This window comes from Anoxybacteroides voinovskiense, from assembly GCF_014196205.1.
GTDB classification, from domain to species: domain Bacteria; phylum Bacillota; class Bacilli; order Bacillales; family Anoxybacillaceae; genus Anoxybacteroides; species Anoxybacteroides voinovskiense.
This window is the reverse complement of sequence record NZ_JACIDE010000006.1, coordinates 14,591-35,599: the sequence shown is the minus strand read 5'-3', so window position 1 is coordinate 35,599 and position 21,009 is coordinate 14,591. Positions and strand designations below refer to the sequence as shown.

Annotated in this window: 23 protein-coding genes and 1 pseudogene; 6 read left to right on the top strand and 18 right to left on the bottom strand. The window is 44.4% G+C overall.

The annotated features are described in order from the left end of the window. Nucleotides 1-696, top strand: a 696-nt coding sequence (locus GGR02_RS17440; protein ID WP_375782322.1) for a hypothetical protein, incomplete at its 5' end; no start/stop codon positions are given. 45 nt (nt 697-741) lie between these two features. Here GGR02_RS17440 and GGR02_RS05350 read toward each other — a convergent pair. From GGR02_RS05350 to GGR02_RS05315, 9 genes are all read right to left on the bottom strand, one after another. Further along, nucleotides 742-1,809 (bottom strand): sensor histidine kinase, encoded by a 1,068-nt coding sequence (locus GGR02_RS05350; RefSeq protein ID WP_183183710.1) that lies wholly within the window; start codon nt 1,807-1,809, stop codon nt 742-744. After that, a complete protein-coding gene (locus GGR02_RS05345) occupies nt 1,806-2,477 on the bottom strand; it encodes a response regulator transcription factor (protein ID WP_183183709.1) in 672 nt (223 codons plus the stop codon). The genes GGR02_RS05350 and GGR02_RS05345 overlap by 4 nt, the downstream gene beginning before the upstream one ends. 116 nt (nt 2,478-2,593) lie before the next feature. Further along, nucleotides 2,594-3,394 (bottom strand): ABC transporter permease, encoded by an 801-nt coding sequence (locus GGR02_RS05340; RefSeq protein ID WP_183183708.1) that lies wholly within the window; start codon nt 3,392-3,394, stop codon nt 2,594-2,596. Then, nucleotides 3,391-4,359: an ATP-binding cassette domain-containing protein gene (locus GGR02_RS05335; protein WP_183183707.1), complete on the bottom strand. Its 969-nt coding sequence runs from the start codon at nt 4,357-4,359 to the stop codon at nt 3,391-3,393. Before GGR02_RS05335 ends, GGR02_RS05340 begins: the two co-directional genes overlap by 4 nt. A 160-nt stretch (nt 4,360-4,519) precedes the next feature. Further along, nucleotides 4,520-4,654, bottom strand: a complete 135-nt coding sequence (locus GGR02_RS17435; RefSeq protein WP_260174973.1) for a hypothetical protein — start codon at nt 4,652-4,654, stop codon at nt 4,520-4,522. Between the two features lie 90 nt (nt 4,655-4,744). Further along, a complete protein-coding gene (locus GGR02_RS05330) occupies nt 4,745-5,377 on the bottom strand; it encodes a class I SAM-dependent methyltransferase (RefSeq protein ID WP_183183706.1) in 633 nt (210 codons plus the stop codon). 19 nt (nt 5,378-5,396) lie between these two features. Beyond that, entirely contained in the window at nt 5,397-5,969 is a 573-nt protein-coding gene (locus GGR02_RS05325; protein WP_183183705.1) for a GlsB/YeaQ/YmgE family stress response membrane protein, read from the bottom strand. Continuing rightward, the gene (locus GGR02_RS05320; protein WP_006322987.1) at nt 5,962-6,282 is read right to left on the bottom strand and encodes a PadR family transcriptional regulator; all 321 of its coding nucleotides are present in this window, start codon (nt 6,280-6,282) and stop codon (nt 5,962-5,964) included. The genes GGR02_RS05325 and GGR02_RS05320 overlap by 8 nt, the downstream gene beginning before the upstream one ends. 243 nt (nt 6,283-6,525) lie before the next feature. Then, the gene (locus GGR02_RS05315) at nt 6,526-7,737 is read right to left on the bottom strand and encodes a DUF4825 domain-containing protein (protein WP_183183704.1); all 1,212 of its coding nucleotides are present in this window, start codon (nt 7,735-7,737) and stop codon (nt 6,526-6,528) included. A 119-nt stretch (nt 7,738-7,856) separates the two neighbouring features. Between GGR02_RS05315 and GGR02_RS05310 the strand changes: the two genes are divergently transcribed. After that, nucleotides 7,857-8,222, top strand: coding sequence for a GNAT family protein (locus GGR02_RS05310; RefSeq protein WP_183183703.1), 366 nt, complete (start codon nt 7,857-7,859; stop codon nt 8,220-8,222). Nucleotides 8,223-8,614: 392 nt separating this feature from the next. Here the strand turns inward: GGR02_RS05310 and GGR02_RS05305 are convergent. From GGR02_RS05305 to GGR02_RS05285, 5 genes and pseudogenes are all read right to left on the bottom strand, one after another. Further along, nucleotides 8,615-9,094: pseudogene (locus GGR02_RS05305) on the bottom strand (GyrI-like domain-containing protein); the annotation flags it as partial. A gap of 48 nt (nt 9,095-9,142) precedes the next feature. After that, nucleotides 9,143-10,513, bottom strand: a complete 1,371-nt coding sequence (gene rlmD, locus GGR02_RS05300) for a 23S rRNA (uracil(1939)-C(5))-methyltransferase RlmD (RefSeq protein WP_183183701.1) — start codon at nt 10,511-10,513, stop codon at nt 9,143-9,145. 82 nt (nt 10,514-10,595) lie between these two features. Further along, nucleotides 10,596-11,522, bottom strand: a complete 927-nt coding sequence (locus GGR02_RS05295) for a diacylglycerol kinase (protein WP_183183700.1) — start codon at nt 11,520-11,522, stop codon at nt 10,596-10,598. Between the two features lie 127 nt (nt 11,523-11,649). Continuing rightward, nucleotides 11,650-13,134, bottom strand: coding sequence for a flotillin family protein (locus tag GGR02_RS05290; RefSeq protein ID WP_183183699.1), 1,485 nt, complete (start codon nt 13,132-13,134; stop codon nt 11,650-11,652). A 15-nt stretch (nt 13,135-13,149) separates the two neighbouring features. After that, nucleotides 13,150-13,683: an NfeD family protein gene (locus GGR02_RS05285; RefSeq protein ID WP_183183698.1), complete on the bottom strand. Its 534-nt coding sequence runs from the start codon at nt 13,681-13,683 to the stop codon at nt 13,150-13,152. A gap of 180 nt (nt 13,684-13,863) precedes the next feature. On the opposite strand from GGR02_RS05285, the gene GGR02_RS05280 reads away from it, so the two are divergent. The 4 genes from GGR02_RS05280 (at nt 13,864) to GGR02_RS05265 (ending at nt 17,182) form a co-directional block, all read left to right on the top strand. Beyond that, the gene (locus GGR02_RS05280; protein ID WP_183183697.1) at nt 13,864-14,526 is read left to right on the top strand and encodes a response regulator transcription factor; all 663 of its coding nucleotides are present in this window, start codon (nt 13,864-13,866) and stop codon (nt 14,524-14,526) included. Between the two features lie 34 nt (nt 14,527-14,560). Continuing rightward, nucleotides 14,561-15,889 (top strand): sensor histidine kinase, encoded by a 1,329-nt coding sequence (locus GGR02_RS05275; protein ID WP_183183822.1) that lies wholly within the window; start codon nt 14,561-14,563, stop codon nt 15,887-15,889. A 129-nt stretch (nt 15,890-16,018) separates the two neighbouring features. Next, nucleotides 16,019-16,537 (top strand): hypothetical protein, encoded by a 519-nt coding sequence (locus GGR02_RS05270; RefSeq protein ID WP_183183696.1) that lies wholly within the window; start codon nt 16,019-16,021, stop codon nt 16,535-16,537. Next, complete coding sequence (locus GGR02_RS05265) at nt 16,538-17,182, top strand: PspA/IM30 family protein (protein ID WP_183183695.1); 645 nt, start codon at nt 16,538-16,540, stop codon at nt 17,180-17,182. A 54-nt stretch (nt 17,183-17,236) separates the two neighbouring features. Here GGR02_RS05265 and GGR02_RS05260 read toward each other — a convergent pair whose 3' ends face one another. From GGR02_RS05260 to GGR02_RS05245, 4 genes are read right to left on the bottom strand one after another with little or no spacing between them, the layout of a single operon-like run. Continuing rightward, nucleotides 17,237-18,310, bottom strand: coding sequence for an ABC transporter substrate-binding protein (locus tag GGR02_RS05260; RefSeq protein WP_183183694.1), 1,074 nt, complete (start codon nt 18,308-18,310; stop codon nt 17,237-17,239). Next, on the bottom strand, nt 18,307-19,104 hold the full coding sequence (locus tag GGR02_RS05255) for an ABC transporter permease (protein ID WP_183183693.1): 798 nt from the start codon (nt 19,102-19,104) through the stop codon (nt 18,307-18,309). The genes GGR02_RS05260 and GGR02_RS05255 overlap by 4 nt, the downstream gene beginning before the upstream one ends. 5 nt (nt 19,105-19,109) lie before the next feature. Next, nucleotides 19,110-19,901, bottom strand: a complete 792-nt coding sequence (locus GGR02_RS05250) for an ABC transporter permease (RefSeq protein WP_183183692.1) — start codon at nt 19,899-19,901, stop codon at nt 19,110-19,112. Next, nucleotides 19,891-20,952, bottom strand: a complete 1,062-nt coding sequence (locus GGR02_RS05245; RefSeq protein WP_183183691.1) for an ABC transporter ATP-binding protein — start codon at nt 20,950-20,952, stop codon at nt 19,891-19,893. The genes GGR02_RS05250 and GGR02_RS05245 overlap by 11 nt, the downstream gene beginning before the upstream one ends. Between the last annotated feature and the right edge of the window lie 57 nt (nt 20,953-21,009).

The following is a 21,009-nucleotide window of genomic DNA, read 5'->3' as shown; positions in this document are numbered from 1 at the left end:
ACAAAAGAACTGGAAGATATTAAAGCTAATATGGCCACGAAACAAGAACTGGAAGAAGTGAAGCATAGTTTCACAAAAGAGCTCGAAGACATTAGGGTCAACATGGCAACGAAACAAGAACTCGAAGAAGTAAAGCAGAGCTTCACAAAAGAACTGGAAGATATTAAAGCTAATATGGCCACGAAACAAGAACTGGAAGAAGTGAAGCATAGTTTCACAAAAGAGCTCGAAGACATTAGGATCAACATGGCAACGAAACAAGAGCTCGAAGACATTAGAGCGAACATGGCAACGAAACAAGAACTCGAAGACATTAGAGTCAACATGGTCACGAAACAAGAACTCGAAGACATTAGAGCGAACATGGCAACGAAACAAGAACTCGAAGACATTAGAGCGAACATGGCAACGAAACAAGAACTCGAAGACATTAGAGCGAACATGGCAACGAAACAAGAACTCGAAGACATTAGAGCGAACATGGCAACGAAACAAGAGCTCGAAGACATTAGAGTCAACATGGTCACGAAACAAGAGTTTATCTTTGTTCAACAAGCGGTGCTTGAGACGAATGAAATCGTTAAGAAAATAGAACAAAACATGGAGAAGCACGAACGGATTTTAGATCTTCTTTCTAGACGTTCGATTGAACATGAAGCAGCGATTTCTAGCATTCGTCTTATTAAGGCAACGTGAGGCTTGTTACTGGCAAGGAGAGCTAAGTAGCTCCCCTTGTTTTTATCATTCCATGTTGCACATAACAAGCGGAAGCTGAACCGTAAATTCCGCTCCTTCTCCTAATCGGCTGCGAACAGAAATCTTTCCTCGATGCATCTTGACAATTTTGTCCGCAATCGCTAGCCCTAGCCCACTGCCACCAACGGCACGGTTACGTGATTTATCTGCTTTGTAAAAACGTTCAAAAATACGTGGTTGCTCTTCCTCCGCAATGCCTGGGCCATTGTCTGAAACGGTCACGATGGCGTTATTGTCTTGTTGCTGAAGCTCAATTGTAATCGTCCCACCTTTTGGCGTAAACTTAATCGCATTATGAAGTAAGTTCAACCACACTTGGCTCAGCAAATCTTCATCTGCGGTAATAACTACTTTCTCAAGCGTTACACACATCTCAATCTCTTTTTCCATCCACTGCGGCTCACAATAGAGAATAAGCGATTGTAATTGTGTGTCTAGGCGATAGGATATCGGTTGGAATGGGTATCGCTCGGAGTCTAACATCGCCAAACGCAACAAATTATCGCTCAACTTCGATAGACGGACGCACTCCGTTTCAATAATGTCGAGATAATGCATTCGCTGTTCGTGAGGCAAATGTTCGTTTTTTAACGCCCGAGCAAACCCGCGAATCGACGTAAGCGGCGACCCAATTTCGTGCGAAACGTTCGAGATAAATTCTTGTCGCATTTCTTCCATCGCCCGCAAATTCGCTGCCATATCGTTAAGTCCTTCGACTAGTTCTGTAAATGGGTGGTTTCTCTCCCCCCAGTCCGCACGGAGATTTACTTGAAAATCCCCTTTCGCAATTCGATTAATCGCATCCATCAAATTTTTCCAAAACACTCGTTCCCGCTTTCGGAAAAAAGGGCTAAGAAGACTCATACTAATGCCAAATAAAAAAAAGCCCGAGATGGATGTGATGATTTGTCGAACTAACGGCTGCGGCTGCCAAGCAAAATGAGCGTATATCGCTTCTGTGATGAAATACGCAGCTGTCCAAAAGAGGCTGATCATCGCCGTCACAGCAATGACCGTCAACGCCGACTTGAGCACAAACGAAAGCCGCTTCATTTGCATACCTCCAACCGATAGCCAAGCCCGCGAATCGTCCGAATGATAAACACATGACAATCGGCAAACCGCTCGCGCAACCGCTTAATGTGCACATCGACCGTCCGTTCGTCCCCTTCGTAATCATAGCCCCAAATTTGTTCAATGAGTTCATCACGAGTAAACGTTTTTCCAGGATAGCTAGCTAGCGTAAAAAGTAGCTCAAATTCTTTAGGTGGCAAAGCAATCTCTTCGCCTCCTAATCGGCATTCGTACGTCTGGCGATTCAACAATAAATCCCCAATTTGTACTGTTTGCGACGCGGCGATTCGGTATCGTTTGAGCAGCGCTTTGACTCTGGCAACAAGCTCAAGCGGGTCAAACGGTTTGACAAGATAGTCATCTGCCCCTAATGCAAATCCTTTCACTTTTTGCGCCGTTTCTCCTTTGGCCGTCAACATTAAAATTGGCACATCGTCATATTGGCGAAGTTCACGGCATAGTTCCCATCCGTCCATTTCGGGCATCATAATGTCCAATACGACTAAGTCAACTTTGGCCTCTTCGAGCACCACTAATGCTTCTTTGCCAGTCGCTGCTTCGTATATCTCAAACCCTTCAAGGCTTAAAAAATGCCCGACAAGTTCGCGAATATGTGCATCATCATCGACAATTAACACTTGTGGCATGCTTTTCCCCTTTCTTTTCCAAATCTATCTCCATTGTAGCGAATTTCCGGTCATCTGTCGCATTTGAATCTTGTATAGGAAAATATCGTGCACCGTTTCGGGCACGGGCACGATATTTATGCTCGACGCATATAGACGCGAACGGTAATAGGGGCAAAAATAGCGACGATAACCGCAGCGCCAAGAAGCGAAATCGCAAAGTCCGAACCAATCGTTCCGTGATTCGTCAACTCGCGAACAGCTGTAATCATGTGGGAAATCGGATTGATGTTCGCAAACCATTGCAGCCAATCGGGCATTGTCTTTACCGGCACGAACGCATTCGAAAGAAACATGAGCGGAAACAACGCCAGCATAGAAATTCCTTGTACGCTCGCCGCGTTGCGCGCGGTGACGCCAAAAAAAGCGAAAATCCAGCTAACAGCCCATGCGCACCCGATGGCAAAAACAGCAGCGAACGCAACGCTCGTCATCCCTCCTTCTGGGCGATACCCAATGACATACCCCATCGTAAAAGTAAGCACAGTAGCGATCGTATAACGAACCGTATCAGCTAATAAAGCTCCTGCCAACGGTGCGATGCGAGCAATTGGCAAAGACTTAAACCGGTCGAAGACGCCTTTGTCCATATCATCACGAAGCTGAACACCGGAGGCGACGGAAGCCCCAATTAACGTCTGCACAAGGATGCCTGGAATGATCATTGGCAAGTAGTTGTGCACATTTCCAGCGATCGCTCCACCGAAAATGTAGGTAAACATCAAGGTGAAAATGATTGGTTGGAACGTAACGTCAAATAATTGCTCTGGCGTACGCCGCACTTTTAATAAACTTCGATACGCCATTGTGAATGTTTGTTGTACCGTTTGCCGAAAACTTGTATAGTTTTTTAATTCGCGGTTCACTGTATGATTCATGCGCTTTCCTCCCCTTTTACTCCATGGCCTGTAATTGCTAAAAAAACTTCGTCTAGCGTTGGTTTTTGTACGCTTAATTCTGCTAGTTGAATGTTTGCTTCGCGGAGTGCAATGAGTAAATCGGTTACCTTGTCAGCATCCGCCATCGGTGCCGTAATTTTTCCTGTATCCGATGATACATTGGCACGGGCGCTCAACACACGTTCGACTGTTTGGCGTGCCATTTCTACATGTTGCGGGTTGTCAATTTTTAATTGCAACGATGAATTGCCAATCGACGTTTTTAGTTCATCTGCTGTTCCTTCTGCCACGACACGGCCACGGTCGATCACAGCGATACGATCGGCGAGTTCATCTGCTTCTTGTAAATATTGTGTCGTCAACAATACCGTGGAGCCCATGTTGACTAGTCGGCGAATCGTGTCCCACATTTGATTGCGTGTTCGTGGATCGAGTCCTGTCGTCGGCTCATCAAGGAAAATGAGCGGTGGCTGAGCAATTAAGCTCGCGGCAAGATCCAACCGGCGCCGCATGCCGCCTGAAAAATGCTTAAGCGGTCGTTTCGCCGCTTCGGTCAAACCAAACTCTTCTAACAGTTCCATTGCCTTGCGCCGCGCCTCGGTGCGACTCAGCCCAAGCAAGCGAGAAAAAATGATTAAGTTTTCTAGCGCAGTGAGCGATTCATCCACTGAGGCGTATTGCCCGGTGACCCCAATCAATTGCCGCACGATTTGCGGCTCTTTGGCTACGTCATAGCCAAAAATGCGTGCGGAACCTCCATCTGGCCGCAACAACGTCGCGAGCATCTTAACCGTCGTCGTTTTTCCCGCCCCGTTCGGTCCAAGCACACCGTAAATCGTACCGGCGCGAACTTGTAAATCAACGCCATCGACCGCACGATTGTCACCAAATATTTTCACAAGCCCTTTCGCTTCAATCGCCCAATCACTAGTTAATTTCCACATCGTTCTTTCCTCCTTATCACTTCATGCAACATGATCATAACATGCCTTTATGAACGGAATATGAACAAGCAAAATGAAAAAACCCACCAATATCGGCAGGTTTTTATTTATAAAGGTACACATATAGCCCAATGCCTTCTTTTCTTATCAGTCGTGTTGATTAACCACTAAAAACCAGTTGACCTCGCTTTATTCCTAGCTTTTCTGCCGTAGTCGGCAAGCGAACCGCTTGCCGACAGGGCATGCTGTACGCATGCCCTCCTCGAACAATGAACGCTTTGCGGGCAAATGACATTTGCCCGCCGGCGTTCTTGTTCGAGGGAAGAGGCAGAAAAGCTTGTGTTCAGTCAAATGATTCTGTGTTTTTTAGTAAAATAATGGATAATCAACAGCCATGTTTTCTTATCTTGTGCTGCTGAAACGGGGTTTGTTTGATAAATGCTTCAAACTCTTCTTTTGTGTAAGCGCCCTGTTTTAAAAAGGTCTTAAACGAAAATTTGACGAAATACTTGTCAAATCCTTTCATTTTGCTTACTTCATGCTCAATCTCTTCATCTGTCGCCTCACGGTTCATGTCTATAATAAGCGCTGTTCCTTCTTGTTTCAGTACTCGATGCATCTCACATAGTGCTTTTACAGGCTCTTTAAAGTTTTTAAATGCTGCCGTACAAACAATAAAATCGAAACGATGATCCTCAAAAGGTAAATGCGCGGCATTTCCTTCCATAAAGTTTACAAAAACATTCGCTTCTTTTGCGTTATGTTTGGCAATTTCCACAAAATCAGGACTTATATCGACAGCGGTGACGTGAAATCCTCTTTTAGCAAGTTCAATGGATAAATAACCTGGACCAGGGGCGACTTCTAATATGTGAGCCCCTTTCGTCACATGCTTCGCCACTTCATCCGCATATGCTTTCATTTCCGCAAGCCGGCTTTTTCGCGAGTTGCGATCATACCATTTTGCCGCTAAGCCATAAATGCCGAGATCTTTGTTTTTTCTCACGTTTCTCATCATATGACCTTCCCCCTACGAACTACTTTTTTCGTTTCAACACAATGATGGCGTTGCTCAAAAGCCCTAATCCCGTTCCGATCAAAAAGCCGACAATCGCGCCAATGAGCGTGCGAATCCATCCGCCAGACAAAAACATTTCCCAACCACCGCTGCCGATAAAGCCAACTAGTGCGCCAATCGAAAGCCCTAAGAAAACAAATGCTCCGTAAAACAACCCAATTGCTTCATAATCGGCAATGTCCATGTGATGATAGTGCGCGACAATCCGCTCTTGTAAATCGGCGGACTTTGTCGTTTCGCTGCGAAACTTTAATTCCTCTTTCGCTCGTTCAAACGCTTCTTGTTCCGACAGCCCTTGTTCCATCAAATCTTTCATATAGTCGCTCATGTAGAGAATCATATCGTTTTCTGCTTCCATCGCCGTCTCTGAGCGACTTTTGAATTTAGCGAACTTTGCCATGAGTTTGCTTTTTGTCTCCCCTGTTTTCCGCCGGAGTTTCTCCATATACGTCATCTCTGCTTCTTCTAAATAATACGGCGCTTGCTCTTTCGCAAATTGCTTGATTTTTTCTTTCATCTCATGACTAAACATTTTTTTCTCCTCCATTCGTTCGTAACAGATGAATACGCTCGCTTAAAAAATCCCATTTTGCCCAAAAAGCTGCTAGTTCCTCAAACCCTCGTTCGTTTAGGGTATAAAATTTTCTTGGCGGCCCCATGTCTGACGGTTTTTTCGTAATGTGCACGAGCTTATTTTTTTCTAGCCGCAACAACAATGCATATACCGTCGCTTCCGCAATCCCTTGGAAACCTAAGGCGTGAAGCTTTTTTGTAATCTCGTAGCCATATATTTCGCCGCGGCTTATAATCTCAAGTACGATGCCTTCCAAAATCCCTTTCAGCATTTCGCTTAGATTATCCAAAAAAACACCTCCTACGTACTCAATAACGTTGGTATTCAATAATATTGAGTACTACTATATAGTAACATAGAGTAGTTGATTAAGCAATTGAAAACGTCATTTTCCTTATTATGTTAAAGAAATGGACTCATTATTTGTCATATCCAACTATTGGAAAAATTTCAATTCGGGCTTAGTCATAACTTTAAAAGCGAAAAGTAGTCCTTAAGCAAGTGGACTACTTTTTTATTCCTCTATACGTTTAAATTTATTTTCCTCAATGACATACTTTCTCATTTCGATCATCGTCCCATCTTCTTTCCTCTTCCGCAAAACAACGACATCTCTTCCATCATTTGTTTTACTTTGGGATGTTTCGTACACGTATCGAATCCCTTGTTCGATTACTTCACGCGTCCCAAGCCAATCCGGACACTCACTCAAAAATGAGTCGCTACCAAGCATCGTAAGAAAATGGTTCATCGCTTCTCCGGAAATGTTGAGCGGTTGTTTTTCCACATACGATGTACTCACTTTTGCATCGCGACCAATCTTTTTTAAATACTCCCTCGCCTGTCTTTCTTGCTGTTTAGCAAGTTCATCATAGTATTTCTCTGCATATAACACCTTCGAATAATATTTTTTCGGAAACAAGCGCTTAACCGATTCTGCATATGCATCCCCATCAAGTGGCTCTTCATAGGCGATAAGCTTATATTGCCCGTGCTCATCAATGGAAAATGTCATCACAGTCGGAATCGCTCCACTACCTGATACGATTGTAAATATACCGTCTTGAAATTCAAATACCCCTACACTTGCGATTGTATACACTTTCACTGCATTCGCTTTCTGTGCTGTACTAAGAATGATGTGCCCTTCGGCAATGTATTCTCCCTTTCGATAAGACTTTCCATGTTTTTTAATCGCTTCACTCACTGCTTTCTCAATACCTGTCATGTCTTTTAATGCATATAAAAATGAGCGAAAGCTATCCATATCCTTTGCATATACAGATAAGTGCTCATCCAGTTGCTTTTGCACTCCTTCTCTCTCAAACGAATAAGAAATGTGTTTTGCGTCTACATTCACATCAAAAGTGATACGATCCAAATTTTCAATTAAAACGAACAGAATAACGGCATTGTCATACAACAATTTTTCCACTTTCTTCAAGCCTATCTCTGTATTTTCCATATCATAATGCACTGTCATTCCATACGGCTCTTTCACCGTTTGAAGCGATAGGCTTCTTCGATATGTCCCAAAAGCTAATTGGTCAAGTAAACGGGAAACATTGCTCACATCTCCTACATATTTTGATTTATGGGCAAATAGCGCCTCTCCATCAAGACTAGGAGAATCAATGTTTTGTTTAAAATCATTCTCTTGGTAAAAAAATACCCCTACGATCATGACCACAATCAGTAAACTAAAGATCGCAAAGGCTTTTTTCATGCCAACATCCCTCCTTCCATTTGCTGAAAATGAACTTTGTTTAGGATTATATTATACTTTAGAATAAATTAACAATATTTTAACAAAATTCTAGACATATATGATGTCGTTTAGCCCATGTGGAAGATGCGGAAACGGTTCATCAAGTCATGATTTCTGTCTTTGAAGAATATAGGCATAGCGATGTCCCATCAAGCGCTCTGTTTGAAACAGTAGATGGTATAAAAAAAGCGTTACAAACTGGAGAGGAAAAGGCGTTGCTCTGCTTTGAACACAATGTTGCCATCGGTACAGTAAGATTTACAGTCGGTGAAAGAGATCTTTACTTTTTCCGCCTTTCTGTTTGTCCGAAAGCGCGCGGAAAATCGATGCTATTATGGCTCGAAAATGATGCAAAAGAGCACGGAAAATTGTCATTATCCTGTAAAGTACGAAGCTCCATCCTGAAGAATGTACCACTGTACAACAGCTTAAGTACCAATTAGTAGAAAAACAAATCGTAACAAGCCATAACGGCTTTCCAATCGAAACGATCACCATGCCAAAAACGATTGACGAGTAAAAAAGGAAAGGGGTAGTCCCCTTCCTAAATTTTTAAAACAGAAACTTAAATAGTTCTCTCGTTTTTCCGCGAACATAGACAGAGCAGACTGGGTAGCAAACGCTATTTTCTTAATTTTTCCATGTGGTAATAGGCAAATGCTGCACTGACCAACCCAACGAGCCCAAATAACATCCCAATGATTTGTATCATTATATTCCCCCATTTATCGGATTTATCTTACTTAAGCGGTGGAACGTGTTGCAAAACTTAGTTTGATGGCATAAATCATCCATAAAAAATATCCTCATGGAAACCACACACATACATTGTAAATTATTTTGGAATAATAGGAACCCATAACTCATTCCTTGGTTTATGTTTCAGATCGTAATAGCATTCAATACACGGTAAATCGGCAAGTTCATAACCAGAAATTAGGAGAAATTCGGAGTACAATCGTTTCCACGCATCTACAGCATTCGGGAAAACTGCCCATAAACTTGGCGGAATAACAAGAGTTTCCATATCGTCCGGAGCCTCTCCCTCATATCTTACCCCCATAAAATAATCAAACTGCTCATCTTTCATGGTAGCCTCTTTCCCACAAATGCCCAAAAGGCTTTCTAGTGTACATTTAGGATTTTCCCACGCCATATGAATCAACGCTTCCATAAACCCATCTTTTTTTGCATTATCCCAAAGGGTAGGAACTTCTTTAAAAGCTTTACTCGTTTTTACCGATTTTCTCTTCCCTACAATCCTTAATTCAAAATCAAGATGCTCAATTCTGTACTCCATTTCCGTATCTCCCTTATGAATCGTTATTTTACAAGTGGAACGAGTTTATTTGGTGTTTACACACTAAAGCTCTAATTTCGCCACACACTCCACATGCACGGTATGCGGGAACATGTCGACGGGCTGGACTTCGAGCGTTTGGTAGCCGCCGTCTTCGAGAATGCGAAGGTCTCGCGCAAGGGTGGCTGGGTTGCACGAGACGTAGACGATGCGCTTCGGTTTCATGGCGATCATCGTCTGTAATAACGCTTCGTCGCAGCCTTTGCGCGGCGGGTCAACGACGATGCAATCGGCGTTTATCCCCTGCTCGTACCATCTCGGGATGACCGCTTCCGCCTCTCCAACCGCAAATTCCACATTAGTGATGCCGTTTAACGCAGCATTTCGCTTCGCGTCTTCAATCGCTTCTCGAACGACTTCGACCCCGTACACTTTTTTCGCGTTCTTCGCTAAAAAAAGCGAAATCGTTCCGATGCCACAGTAGGCGTCAATGACCGTTTCCTTTCCAGTTAACTCCGCATATTCCAGCGCTTTTTCATACAATACTTTCGTTTGTTCTGGGTTCACTTGATAAAACGACCGGGCGGAAATCGCGAAGCGAATGTCGCCGATATAATCATAAATATATTCCGAGCCCCAAAGCACGCGCGTCTCTTCCCCCATAATGACATTTGTTCGCTTCGGGTTAATATTTTGCACAATCGATTTTACATTTGGGATGCGGGCAACTATTTCCTCAATGATTTTCTTTTTATGCGGCAACTCTTCCGTGCGCGTAATGAAAACGACCATGACTTCTTTCGTCGTTGCCCCGTAGCGCGCCATCATATGGCGAAGGACACCCGTATGCGTCTGTTCGTTGTAGGCTGGGATGTTGTATTGCTCGCAAATCGCTTTCACTGTCTGCACGACCGTGTCGTTCATTTCTTGTTGGATTATACAGGCGTCCATATCAATAATGTCATGGCTTCGCTCTTTGTAAAAGCCTGCCACAAGCCCTCCTTCGCGCTCACCGATAGGGACTTGCGCTTTGTTTCGATATCGCCATGGATCATTCATACCGAGAACAGGATGAACGGTCGCATGTTCAATTTTTCCGATGCGCGCCAATACTTCTTTCACCTGCTTATGTTTCGCTTTCAATTGCCCTTCGTAGCTAAGGTGCTGCAGCTGACAGCCCCCGCACTGCTTATAAACGGTACATGGCGCCTCTACACGGTCCGCGCTTGGCTCGTATATTTCGATTAAACGGCCGTAGCCATAGCCTTTTTTTACTTTAATAACTTTAATTTTCGCCTTTTCTCCCGGCAGTCCGTTCGCAACAAAAATCGGAAAACCATCGATTTTTGCCACCCCCGCACCATCATGTGTCAAATCTTCAAAAATGACATCATAGTATTCGTTTTTTACTACTGGAGCTTCTACTTTTCCCATCGTTTCTACTTCCTTTTCGTGAACATGCTGCAATGATTGTATCACACGATTGATAGGAACACAAAAAGAGAACAGGACAACCTCAAAATCCTGCTCTCATTTGTTCCGCTTTTTCTTTTGGAACAAATACTTCTAAATGACGGTATAAGTTGACAAACTCCCCCGGCAGCAATCCCCCGTACTCGCCGTCTAAATTAAGCTGCATATTGTTCGGAGCGGTTACTTTAATGCGATTTGCTTTTGTGTAAATTAAATTTGGGTCGTTAATATGCTCTCCTCTTGATGCAAGCGTCACAATGCGAATAAATTCCGCCAAATTCGTTTTCTTTAAAATGATTAAATCAAACATCCCGTCATTTAGCGACGAATCGGGCGCCAATTTTTCAAACCCACCGACGGAGTTCGTCAATGACACTAAAAATAGCATAATTTCGCCTTCGTACACTTTCCCATCATACTCAATTCGCGCTTCGGTCGCTTTAATGGATGGTAACATTTCTATTCCTTTTAAATAGTACGCAAGTTGTCCGAGCATCGTTTTTAGTTTACTTGGCACTTCATACGTCAATTCCGTCAGACGACCGCCGCCAGCAATGTTAATAAAATAGCGCGTCTTCCCTTCGTTCATCACACAGCCGATATCAATCGGCACTGCTTCCCCTGTCGTAATAACTTCACATGCTCCTTCAATCGTCCGCGGCACCGCAATCGCCCGCGCAAAATCGTTCGTCGTGCCGACTGGAATAATGCCCAGCTTTGGACGATATTCTTGGCTGGCAATGCCGTTGACGACTTCATGAATCGTTCCATCCCCCCCAGCAGCAATGACAAGATCAAACTGCCGTTCCACTGCCTTTTTCGCTGCTTCTGTCGCATCACCTGCCCCTGTTGTCGCATGGCAAGACGTTTCATATCCCGCCTGCTCCAGCTGAATGAGTACCTCTGGCAAATGCTTCTTAAACAGTTCTCGTCCTGACGTTGGATTATAAATAATTCTTGCTCGTTTCATAGCTCCATCATCCTAATATATGTTTTCAATCGATTCCACTATTTAACATAATACCGAAATCAATGAATCGTTGCAATGATTTCGCCTGAAAAAATGAAAGACTGGCGCTTTGCCAGTCTCTCTAGGATTACTCTTTTTCCACCGTTTGCGTCGGTACACTCTTTCCAGATAAGTTTTCTAAAAGTTCTTTGACGTCAATGCCGGAAGAGGCTTTGAGCGATTCCTGCAGCGTCGCCATTAAGTTTGTCGCATAGCCGGTGATGCGGTTAGCGCCGCCGTTTGCGCTGTTTGAACCAGTATCGACAACGGTAATTTTCTCAATATTCGCAAGCGGACTAGCGACTTGTTTTGCATATTCAGGAAGCATTTTCAAAATCATGTCGAGTACTGCCGCTTGGCCGTACCGTTCGAACGCTTCGGCGATTTTTTGCTTCGCTTCTGCTTCCGCCAATCCTTTTAGGCGGATAACTTCTGCTTCCGCTTCCCCTTTTGCTTTTTCCGCTTCCGCTTTCGCCAATCCGTCCAGCCGAATTTTTTCCGCCTCGGCTTTTGCCATTGCTTCGATTCGATATTTTTGCGCATCTGCTTCGGCAATTTGTTTCACCTTCGCCGCAACGGCCGCTTGCTCGACGGCATAACGGTCGGCATCGGCTTTTTTCTTCACTTCAGAGTCGTACTGGCGCTCACGGCGCAAAATTTCTTTTTCTTCGAGCTCAATTTGTTTTTGCCGCTCGATAATTTTAATTTGCATTTGCTGTTCCGTGACTTCTTGTTTTGCTTTCGCTTCTTCTAAATGATACGCTTGGTCAGCGCGCGCTTTGGCGATATCTTGTTCGCGGCGGAATTCAGCGAGCTTCAACTGGTTAATTTTTTCCGCCTCGGCAATTTCCGTCAAGCGCTCTAACTCTGCTTTCCGCGCCTCTTTATCTGCTTCTGCCCGCTTAATGCGCGTTTCTTTTTCCGCCTCGGCTGTTGCGATATCGGCATCGCGTTTTACTTGAGCAATGCGCGGTTTCCCGAGCGCATCTAAATAACCGTTTTTGTCGCGCACGTCTTTAATCGTAAACGACACGATGACAAGCCCCATTTTCGCTAAATCGTGCGAGGCCACCCGCTGCACTTCTTGTGAAAACTTGTCACGGTTTTTATAAATTTCTTCGACCGTCATCGAACCGAGAATCGAACGAAGGTGCCCTTCTAACACTTCTTTCGCTTCATTCTCCATATCTTGGCGTGTTTTTCCTAAAAACTGTTCCGCCGCAGTGGCAATTTCGCCAATCGAGCTGCCGACTTTAATGATCGCTACACCATCCGCCATCACTGGAACGCCTTGTTCCGTATATACTTCCGGCGTTTGTACGTCTAATTTAATCGACAATAAGCTAAGCGGCTCCGCTTGTTGGAAAATCGGCAACACAAACGTTCCGCCGCCGCGGACAATTTTAATTTTGTTTCCTGATTCGTCGACATGGACGTTTTTACTGCCAAGGTAGCTCCCTGTAACAATTAGCGCCTCATCTGGACCGACCGTGCGATAACGCAACATAAATACCGCAATCAACCCAAGAAGCAAGAAAACAACGACTCCAATTACGATTAACATCGGCATCATCTTTTCTTTCCCCTCTCATGAAAGATAGTATGGATCGCGCTTCGCTACAGTGGCGACGCCGCTTTCCATCTTAATAATAATGACTTCTGTTCCACTCGCAATTTCTTCGTTTTGCAGACTTTTCGCTGGTTTGGCAATCGCTCCGCTCGTGCGCTCGATTAAAATTTCACCAAACCCATCCGTTGGAACGGGAACGATGACTTTCGCTACACTTCCTTCTAAATCCGTTTCATTGTAATGAAGCGATGCTTCGGCGGAACGAAGCGGGATAAAGACGAAAAAGTGCAAAAGCAACACAACAATAAACGCAATTCCTGCGCTTAAAAAACCGATGGCGCTTGACGGCATACTGGTATATTTTTCAAACAAATATCCTCCCGCACTAAAGACGGTGAAAAACGAGAAAATAAGCTGCAGGCTAAATAAAGGATGGTCCGGTACGTGCAAAATGCCGTCTAATACGTCACTTAATAAAATGTAAAAAAACGTCAAGCTGCCACTGATGATAAGAACAAATAAATACACTGTTTCGGTCGGATATCCGAACATGGCATCACGTCCTTTCCCCCAGGTCATTATGTAATACGTGCGCACGAAAAAATAGTTTCGTATTTTTTGTTATTTTGATAAAAAATGTATTTTCTTTCATTGTACAAAGTTTTCACTTTTTTTTCATCAAAATTTGGTATGATTTGAGTAGAAATTTTGCGTGGAAAGAAGGGAGAAACGGTGAAGCTGCTTTTAGCGGAAGACGATCTTTACTTAGGTGAACTCATCGTCCATATGTTAAAGAAAAAAGGCGCGGATAAAGTAGACTGGGTGCAAGACGGCGAAGATGCGTATGAGTATGCGCTTGCTTCGTTTTACGACGTCCTTATTTTAGATTGGATGTTGCCAGGGAAAGACGGGGTGGATGTGTGCAAACAATTGCGGAAACAAGGCTACTCGGGGGCGATTTTAATGTTGACGGCGAAAGATGCGGTACAGGACCGGGTGCAAGGGCTAGAAGCGGGAGCGGACGATTATCTCGTCAAACCGTTTGAAATCGATGAACTTGTCGCACGGTTAAAAGCGTTGTCCCGCCGCACGTTCGTGCCGATTCAAGAGGAGGTCGTGCGTTTTAAAGATTTTGTCCTAAACCGGACGAGCCATACGCTTCATCGCGGAGAAAAAGAAATTTTGCTAACGCCGCGCGAATTTCAACTGCTTGATTTGCTCTTGCAAAATAAGGGGCGTGTCTTAACGCGTGAAACGTTGCTTGACCGCATTTGGGGCTATGATGCAGATGTATCGATGAAAACGATTGATGCGACGGTAAAGCTATTAAGAAAAAAATTAGAGGAAGACATCATTCAAACGGTGCGCGGGGTGGGGTATAAAATTGAAGACTAACCTGTTGGCATGTTGGCGCAAAAACAGTCGCGATATGTTCCGCCTGACACAGTTTCGCCTCACGGCACTGTATAGCGGAATGCTGATGGTGTTTTTGACGCTTTTTATTGTTATCGTCTATTCGATTCTTTATGTCATCATTACGCACGATCAAGAGCGACGGGTGAATGCCCTTGCCGATCAAGAAAGGAAGGCGATTGAGGACATTCTAGCAAAACAGACGATGCTCGATTTTCTCGATGAACAAAACGTTGTGTTTTTAAGCGAAGATCAGTTTTTTTTCTATGTCGTCAGTCCGCGCGGGCAGTTAATGATGGGCGATGAAGTGAATAAAGCCGTTCGTCCTGCGCTGTTAGCTGCTTTGCAACAATGGGAGCCTGATGAAAAAGGGCTAAAATATATTGATGTGCAACTGTCGGCTCACCAACATGAGTTTTCGCGGTTTCGTTCGCTTGATCTCAAACTGTTAACCGCCGCCCGCCCGATTGTCGTCCATGACCAGCTTGTCGGCATCTTATATGTTGGGATGGACGCGACAACATTTTCACGGTTGTTTCATTGGTTGTGGATCGTTTTTATCGGGCTTGCGGTCTTATTTATTGGTGTAGCGATTTTGCTTAGCCATTTCATGTCGAAACGGGCGCTCGTTCCGATTCAAGAAGCGTACAATCGCCAACGCGAGTTTGTCGCCAATGCTTCGCACGAATTGCGCACACCGTTAAGCGTCATTTTCTCGTCTGTTGAAGCGCTAGAGATGGATGACGACTTAAAGGTGAACGAGTTTAGCCAAAAAGTGATGCACCGACTGCGCGAGGAAGTGAAGCGAATGACGAAGCTCATTAACGATTTATTAACGCTCGCCCGTTCAGATTCAGAACATGCTTTTTTAGAAATTGTGAAAGAGCCGTTTGATTTCCGTCCGCATGCCGAACGAACTGTCCAAGTGTTAAAAGAACTAGCCGACAAAAAAGACATTCATTTGCATTTCAATAGCCCAGCGTCTGTTGTCGGCACCGGCGATGCCGATAAATTGACGCAGCTTTTATACATTTTGCTAGACAATGCCATTAAATACACACCAAACGGCGGACACGTGTCGCTTTCGCTTCGGGTCGAGCCATATAAGCAACACCAGCTACTAGTAATCTCTGTAAAAGACACCGGCATCGGTATTGCGAAAGAAGACATCGGCCGCATTTTTGACCGCTTTTATCGCGCCGATAAAGCACGGACGCGTCAACACGGCGGACACGGCCTTGGATTATCGATCGCCAAATGGATTGTCGATGCCCACCGCGGCACCATCGACGTCCAAAGCGAAGTCGGCAAAGGGACGGAGTTTATTGTAAAAATTCCGTTTTAAAGGGGCTTTTCAAGTACGAGAAGCTCTTTTTTTTGACTAAAAAATTTTTTATCCCCCCTTTCATTTTCACCTAATTTTCTCTTTTCTTTTCTACAATACAACATGTAGACAAGCGAAGGAGGTGAGAGGATGAAAAAGAGAAATGTGTTGCTTTTAGTGTTGCTTGCAGTGGTGGCGTTAGGTGGAGTGGCGTTGTTCATGAACATGGGATTTGATGGACGAATGCACGGGATGATGATGGACGGGCCGCGCCATTTTCAATCGTTCCACGGACAGCCGGGAATGATGGGAGAACATCGTGTTTTCCGTCATGAAATGCATCATGGCATGATGGCTGGCGGCTGGATGATGTTCGGTGTCTTCGCGCTTCTTTTCCAATTGGCGATGGTTGCCATCGGCTGGGTCATGTGGAAAACAGCAAAACAGTCCGGTTGGAAATGGGCAGGAATGGCATTGATGGGCGCTGGTATTCTCGCGCTTCTACCAAAAGTGTTGCTCATTCCGTTCGTGCTATTTGTTGCCTACGTGCTCTATAAGAAACGCCAACCAAAAACGAGCGAACCATTTGAACCAATGACCATGCCGACGACACCAATTCATGACTTTTTAGACGAATGGGAAAAAAATATCCAAAAGGAGGAAAAATAAATGGGACTTTTTAAACGTGTGAAAACAATCGTTCTTGCAGACTTGAACGACCTTATCGATAAATGCGAAGACCCAATAAGCATGACAAAACAGTACCTTCGCGAACTAGAGGAACAAATCGAAAAAGCGCAACAAGCACTTGCTCAACAATTTATCGTCGAAAACCGCTATGAGCGCTTGATTCAACATGCAGAAGAAATGATCGAAAAGCGGTCACGCCAAGCGAAACTCGCGGTGGAAAAAAATGAAGAGGCCATCGCAAAAATGGCCTTGCAAGAAAAATTGCTTTATGAGAAAAAACTTGATGCATACAAACAGCAGTATACCACATTAACTGAAAAAACGACATACTTAAAAGAACAAATTAAAAAACTAAAAGAAACATACGAAGAACTAAAAGTGAAACAGCTTGATTTAATCGCCCGCGCGAATATGGCAAAAGCGATTCAAACCATCAATCAAACGCTTGTTTCTTTCCGTCCAGATCATGTGCTGAAAGGCTTTGCCCGCATGGAAGAACGCGTTTTCGCCCTTGAAGCCGAAGCAAAAGCAAGCAGCTATGTGTATGAATCACAACGTGCCGTAACGCCGCCTGTTTTTGACGAAGAAGTCGAAAAACAATTAGCGAAACTGAAAGCCGAGTAACATTCCCCCCTTTCTCATATAGATGACCCCCCTTGCGGCACGCAAGGGGGGATGTTATTTTCGATGCATTTTAAACTCAAGAAACAATTCGTTATAATACGCCAACATTCGCTTCCCTAAATTCTCATACACTTCTAAATGACCGATTTTATCAAAATCAGGGTAGAAGCGTTTATCTTCCGTAATTTCTTTTGGCAAATATTGAAGCGCCTGTTTATTCGGCGTCGCATAGCCGACGTATTCCGCATTTTGTGCCGCATGTTTTGGATCGAGCATGAAGTTAATAAATTGGTGCGCCCCCTCAATATTTTTCGCCGTTTTCGGAATGATCATATTGTCAAACCATAAATTCGACCCTTCTTTCGGCACGACATAGTCGAGTTTGTCGTTTTCGGCAATCATTTCTGCGGCATCACCTGACCAAACGACGCCAATCGCTGCTTCTTCGTTTGGGATTAATATTTTAATCTCATCACCAACAATGGCTTTCACATTCGGCACAAGCGCATCAAGTTTTCGTTTTGCTTCTTGTAAATGCGCTTTGTTCGTATCGTTCAGCGAATAATGAAGGCTGTTTAACGCCATGCCCATCACTTCCCGCGCCCCATCGATAAGCAAAATTTGATTGCGCAACTCTTTGTCCCATAAGTCGTTCCAACTCGTAATTTTTTTGCCGCCAAGCATGTTGCGGTTATACACAATGCCGACCGTTCCCCAAAAATACGGAACAGAGTAGCGATTATTCGGGTCAAACGATAAGTTTAAAAAGCGTGGGTCGATATATTTTAAGTTTGGCAGCTTCTTATGATCTAATGGAAGAAGCAGCCCTTCTTCTTTCATTTTGCTGATGGCGTATTCTGACGGAACAGCAACGTCAAACGTCGTCCCGCCTTGCGCAATTTTCGCCATCATCGCTTCGTTCGAATCAAACGTTTGGTAAATGACTTTTAACCCCGTTTGTTTTTCAAACATCGTAATAAGCTTTGGGTCGATGTAATCGCCCCAGTTGTAGACGATGAGCGTATTGTCCCCTGCATACCCTCCTGCTTCATTCAGACGGTTGGACACATATAAAAGCAAAAGCGAAAGAAGCAACACTGCGATAAACGATTGCACGAGCTTTCTCATTTTTTCCACATCCCATACAAACGACTGCCTTTTTGGCTTATCCAATAATAGCCGGCGACAAGAACGATCGTCAGTAAAAACAACAACGCCGACAGCGCATTAATCGATAAAGAAATGCCTTGCCGCGCCCGCGAGTAAATTTCGACCGACAATGTCGAAAAACCGTTTCCGGTCACAAAAAACGTCACCGCAAAATCATCAAGCGAATACGTCAATGCCATAAAAAACCCAGCAAAAATTCCTGGCGTAATAAACGGAAGGACGATTCTCGTTAAAATATGCCACTCATTCGCTCCTAAATCGCGCGCCGCATCGATCCACGTCGGGCTCATTTCTTGCAGCTTCGGCAATACCATTAATACAACAATCGGTACACTAAAGGCGATATGCGACAATAGCACCGAAACAAAACCGAGCTTAATCCCAGCAATGGTAAATAAAATTAAAAACGACGCCCCAATAATTACGTCTGGGCTTACAATAAGCACATTATTGAACGTCAAAAGCGTATTTTTCACTTGCCGGCTTTTGACATAATAAATCGCCAATGCGCCGATCACACCGAGCACGGTGGAAATAAGCGCAGACAGTAACGCAACAATAAGCGTATTTAACACGATGATCAATAGCCGGGTATCGTGAAATACTTCTTTATACCATTCGAGCGTAAACCCTTGAAAATGGTGCATCGTCCCACCACTGTTGAACGAATAAAAGAGCAAATAAAAAATCGGTGTATACAAGATGATAAAGACAAAAATTAAATACACATTTCCCCATTTCATCCGCCGCATGTGTATCACCTCCGATTCCCCGTCAACACGACAACAAACGCCATAATCATAATTAAAAATACCGCAATCGTCGCTCCCATTCCCCAATCTTGCGTGACGAGGAAATGCTCTTCGATGGCAGTCCCGAGCGTTATAACGCGGTTGCCGGCAATTAAGCGGGTAATCATAAAGAGCGACAACGCTGGGATAAAGACAGCTTGGCACCCTGCTTTTACGCCATCAAGTGTGAGTGGAAACACGACGCGCCGAAACGTCGTCCACGCCGAAGCCCCTAAGTCGCGCGCCGCATCGACAAGCGACGGATTCAACTCTTCCAGCGCATTAAAAATCGGCAGCACCATAAACGGAATAAAAATATATACCGACACAAATACAAAGCTAAAATCGGTAAATAAAATTTGTTTTGTGCCAATACCGACAGCGTTCAACACCGCATTCGCCAGCCCAAACGTACCGAAAATCCCTAAAAACGCATACACCTTTAACAACAAATTCACCCATGTCGGCAAAATAATCATCAAAAGCCATAGCTGTTTATGCTTTGTCTTCGTCAACAAATATGCTGTTGGATAAGCGATGATGAGCGAAAAGAGCGTAATTAAAAACGCGTACCAAAATGAACTAAGCGTCATTTTTAAATACACAGGCGTAAAAAATTTTTCATAGTTTTCTAACGTCCAATGCCCTTCGATATCAAAAAAGGAATCATATACGATTAACGCGATCGGTGCGACGACACATAAGGCAATCCACAAAATGTACGGAAATAAATAGACGTTGCGTACGCTATTTTTCATCGTCCCCATCCTTTACATGCATGACGTGAATCGCTTCCGCTTCAAAATAAAGCCCGATTTCTTCGCCGACTTCCGCTTTTTTCGTCGAGTGAACGAGCCATTCGTTGCCGTTTTCATCATAGCAACAAATTTCGTAATGCACCCCGCGAAACAGCTGCGAATCTACACGCACGCGCAATTTCCCGCGGTCTGGGGCGGTGATTTCTAAATCTTCTGGACGGATGACGATATCAACCTGCTCATTTTCCTGAAATCCGTAGTCGACGCACGTAAACTGCTTTCCAGCAAACTCAACGAGATAGTCTTTCACCATCCGTCCGGCTAAAATGTTCGACTCGCCAATAAAATCAGCAACAAACCGATTAACCGGCTCATCATAAATATCTTTCGGCGTGCCGCTTTGCTCGATTTTCCCTTTATTCAACACAAAAATTTGGTCGGACATCGCCAACGCTTCTTCTTGGTCATGGGTGACAAAAATAAACGTAATGCCGAGCCGGCGCTGCAGCTCGCGCAATTCGTACTGCATTTCCGTGCGCAATTTTAAATCGAGCGCAGAAAGGGGCTCGTCTAGAAGCAACACTTCTGGTTCGTTGACAATCGCGCGTGCAATCGCCACCCGCTGCCGTTGCCCTCCGGACATTTCTTGAATGTTCCGCGTTTCGTATCCTTGTAAGTTAACAAACTGAAGCGCCTCTGCGACTTTGTCGCGAATTTCAGCTTCTTTCATCTTTTTCACCCGCAGGCCGAACGCGACGTTTTCAAAGACATTTAAATGCGGAAACAGCGCATAGTCTTGAAACACCGTATTCACTTGGCGCTTATTCGCCGGTACGTGATTGACCGGCTGCCCGTGAAAATAAATCGTTCCTTCCGTCGGCTCGGTAAATCCCGCAATTAGGCGCAAAATCGTCGTCTTCCCGCATCCCGACGGTCCAAGCAATGTATAAAACTTCCCGCGCTCGATTTCAAAACTGACCCAATCGAGCACCACAAGCCCATCATACTGCTTCGTCACACCATCGAAGCGAATAATTACCTCCTGCTCCAACTCAAACCCTCCGTTACACACAAAATAAACTCGGAATTTTCCTATCATTTCTATTAG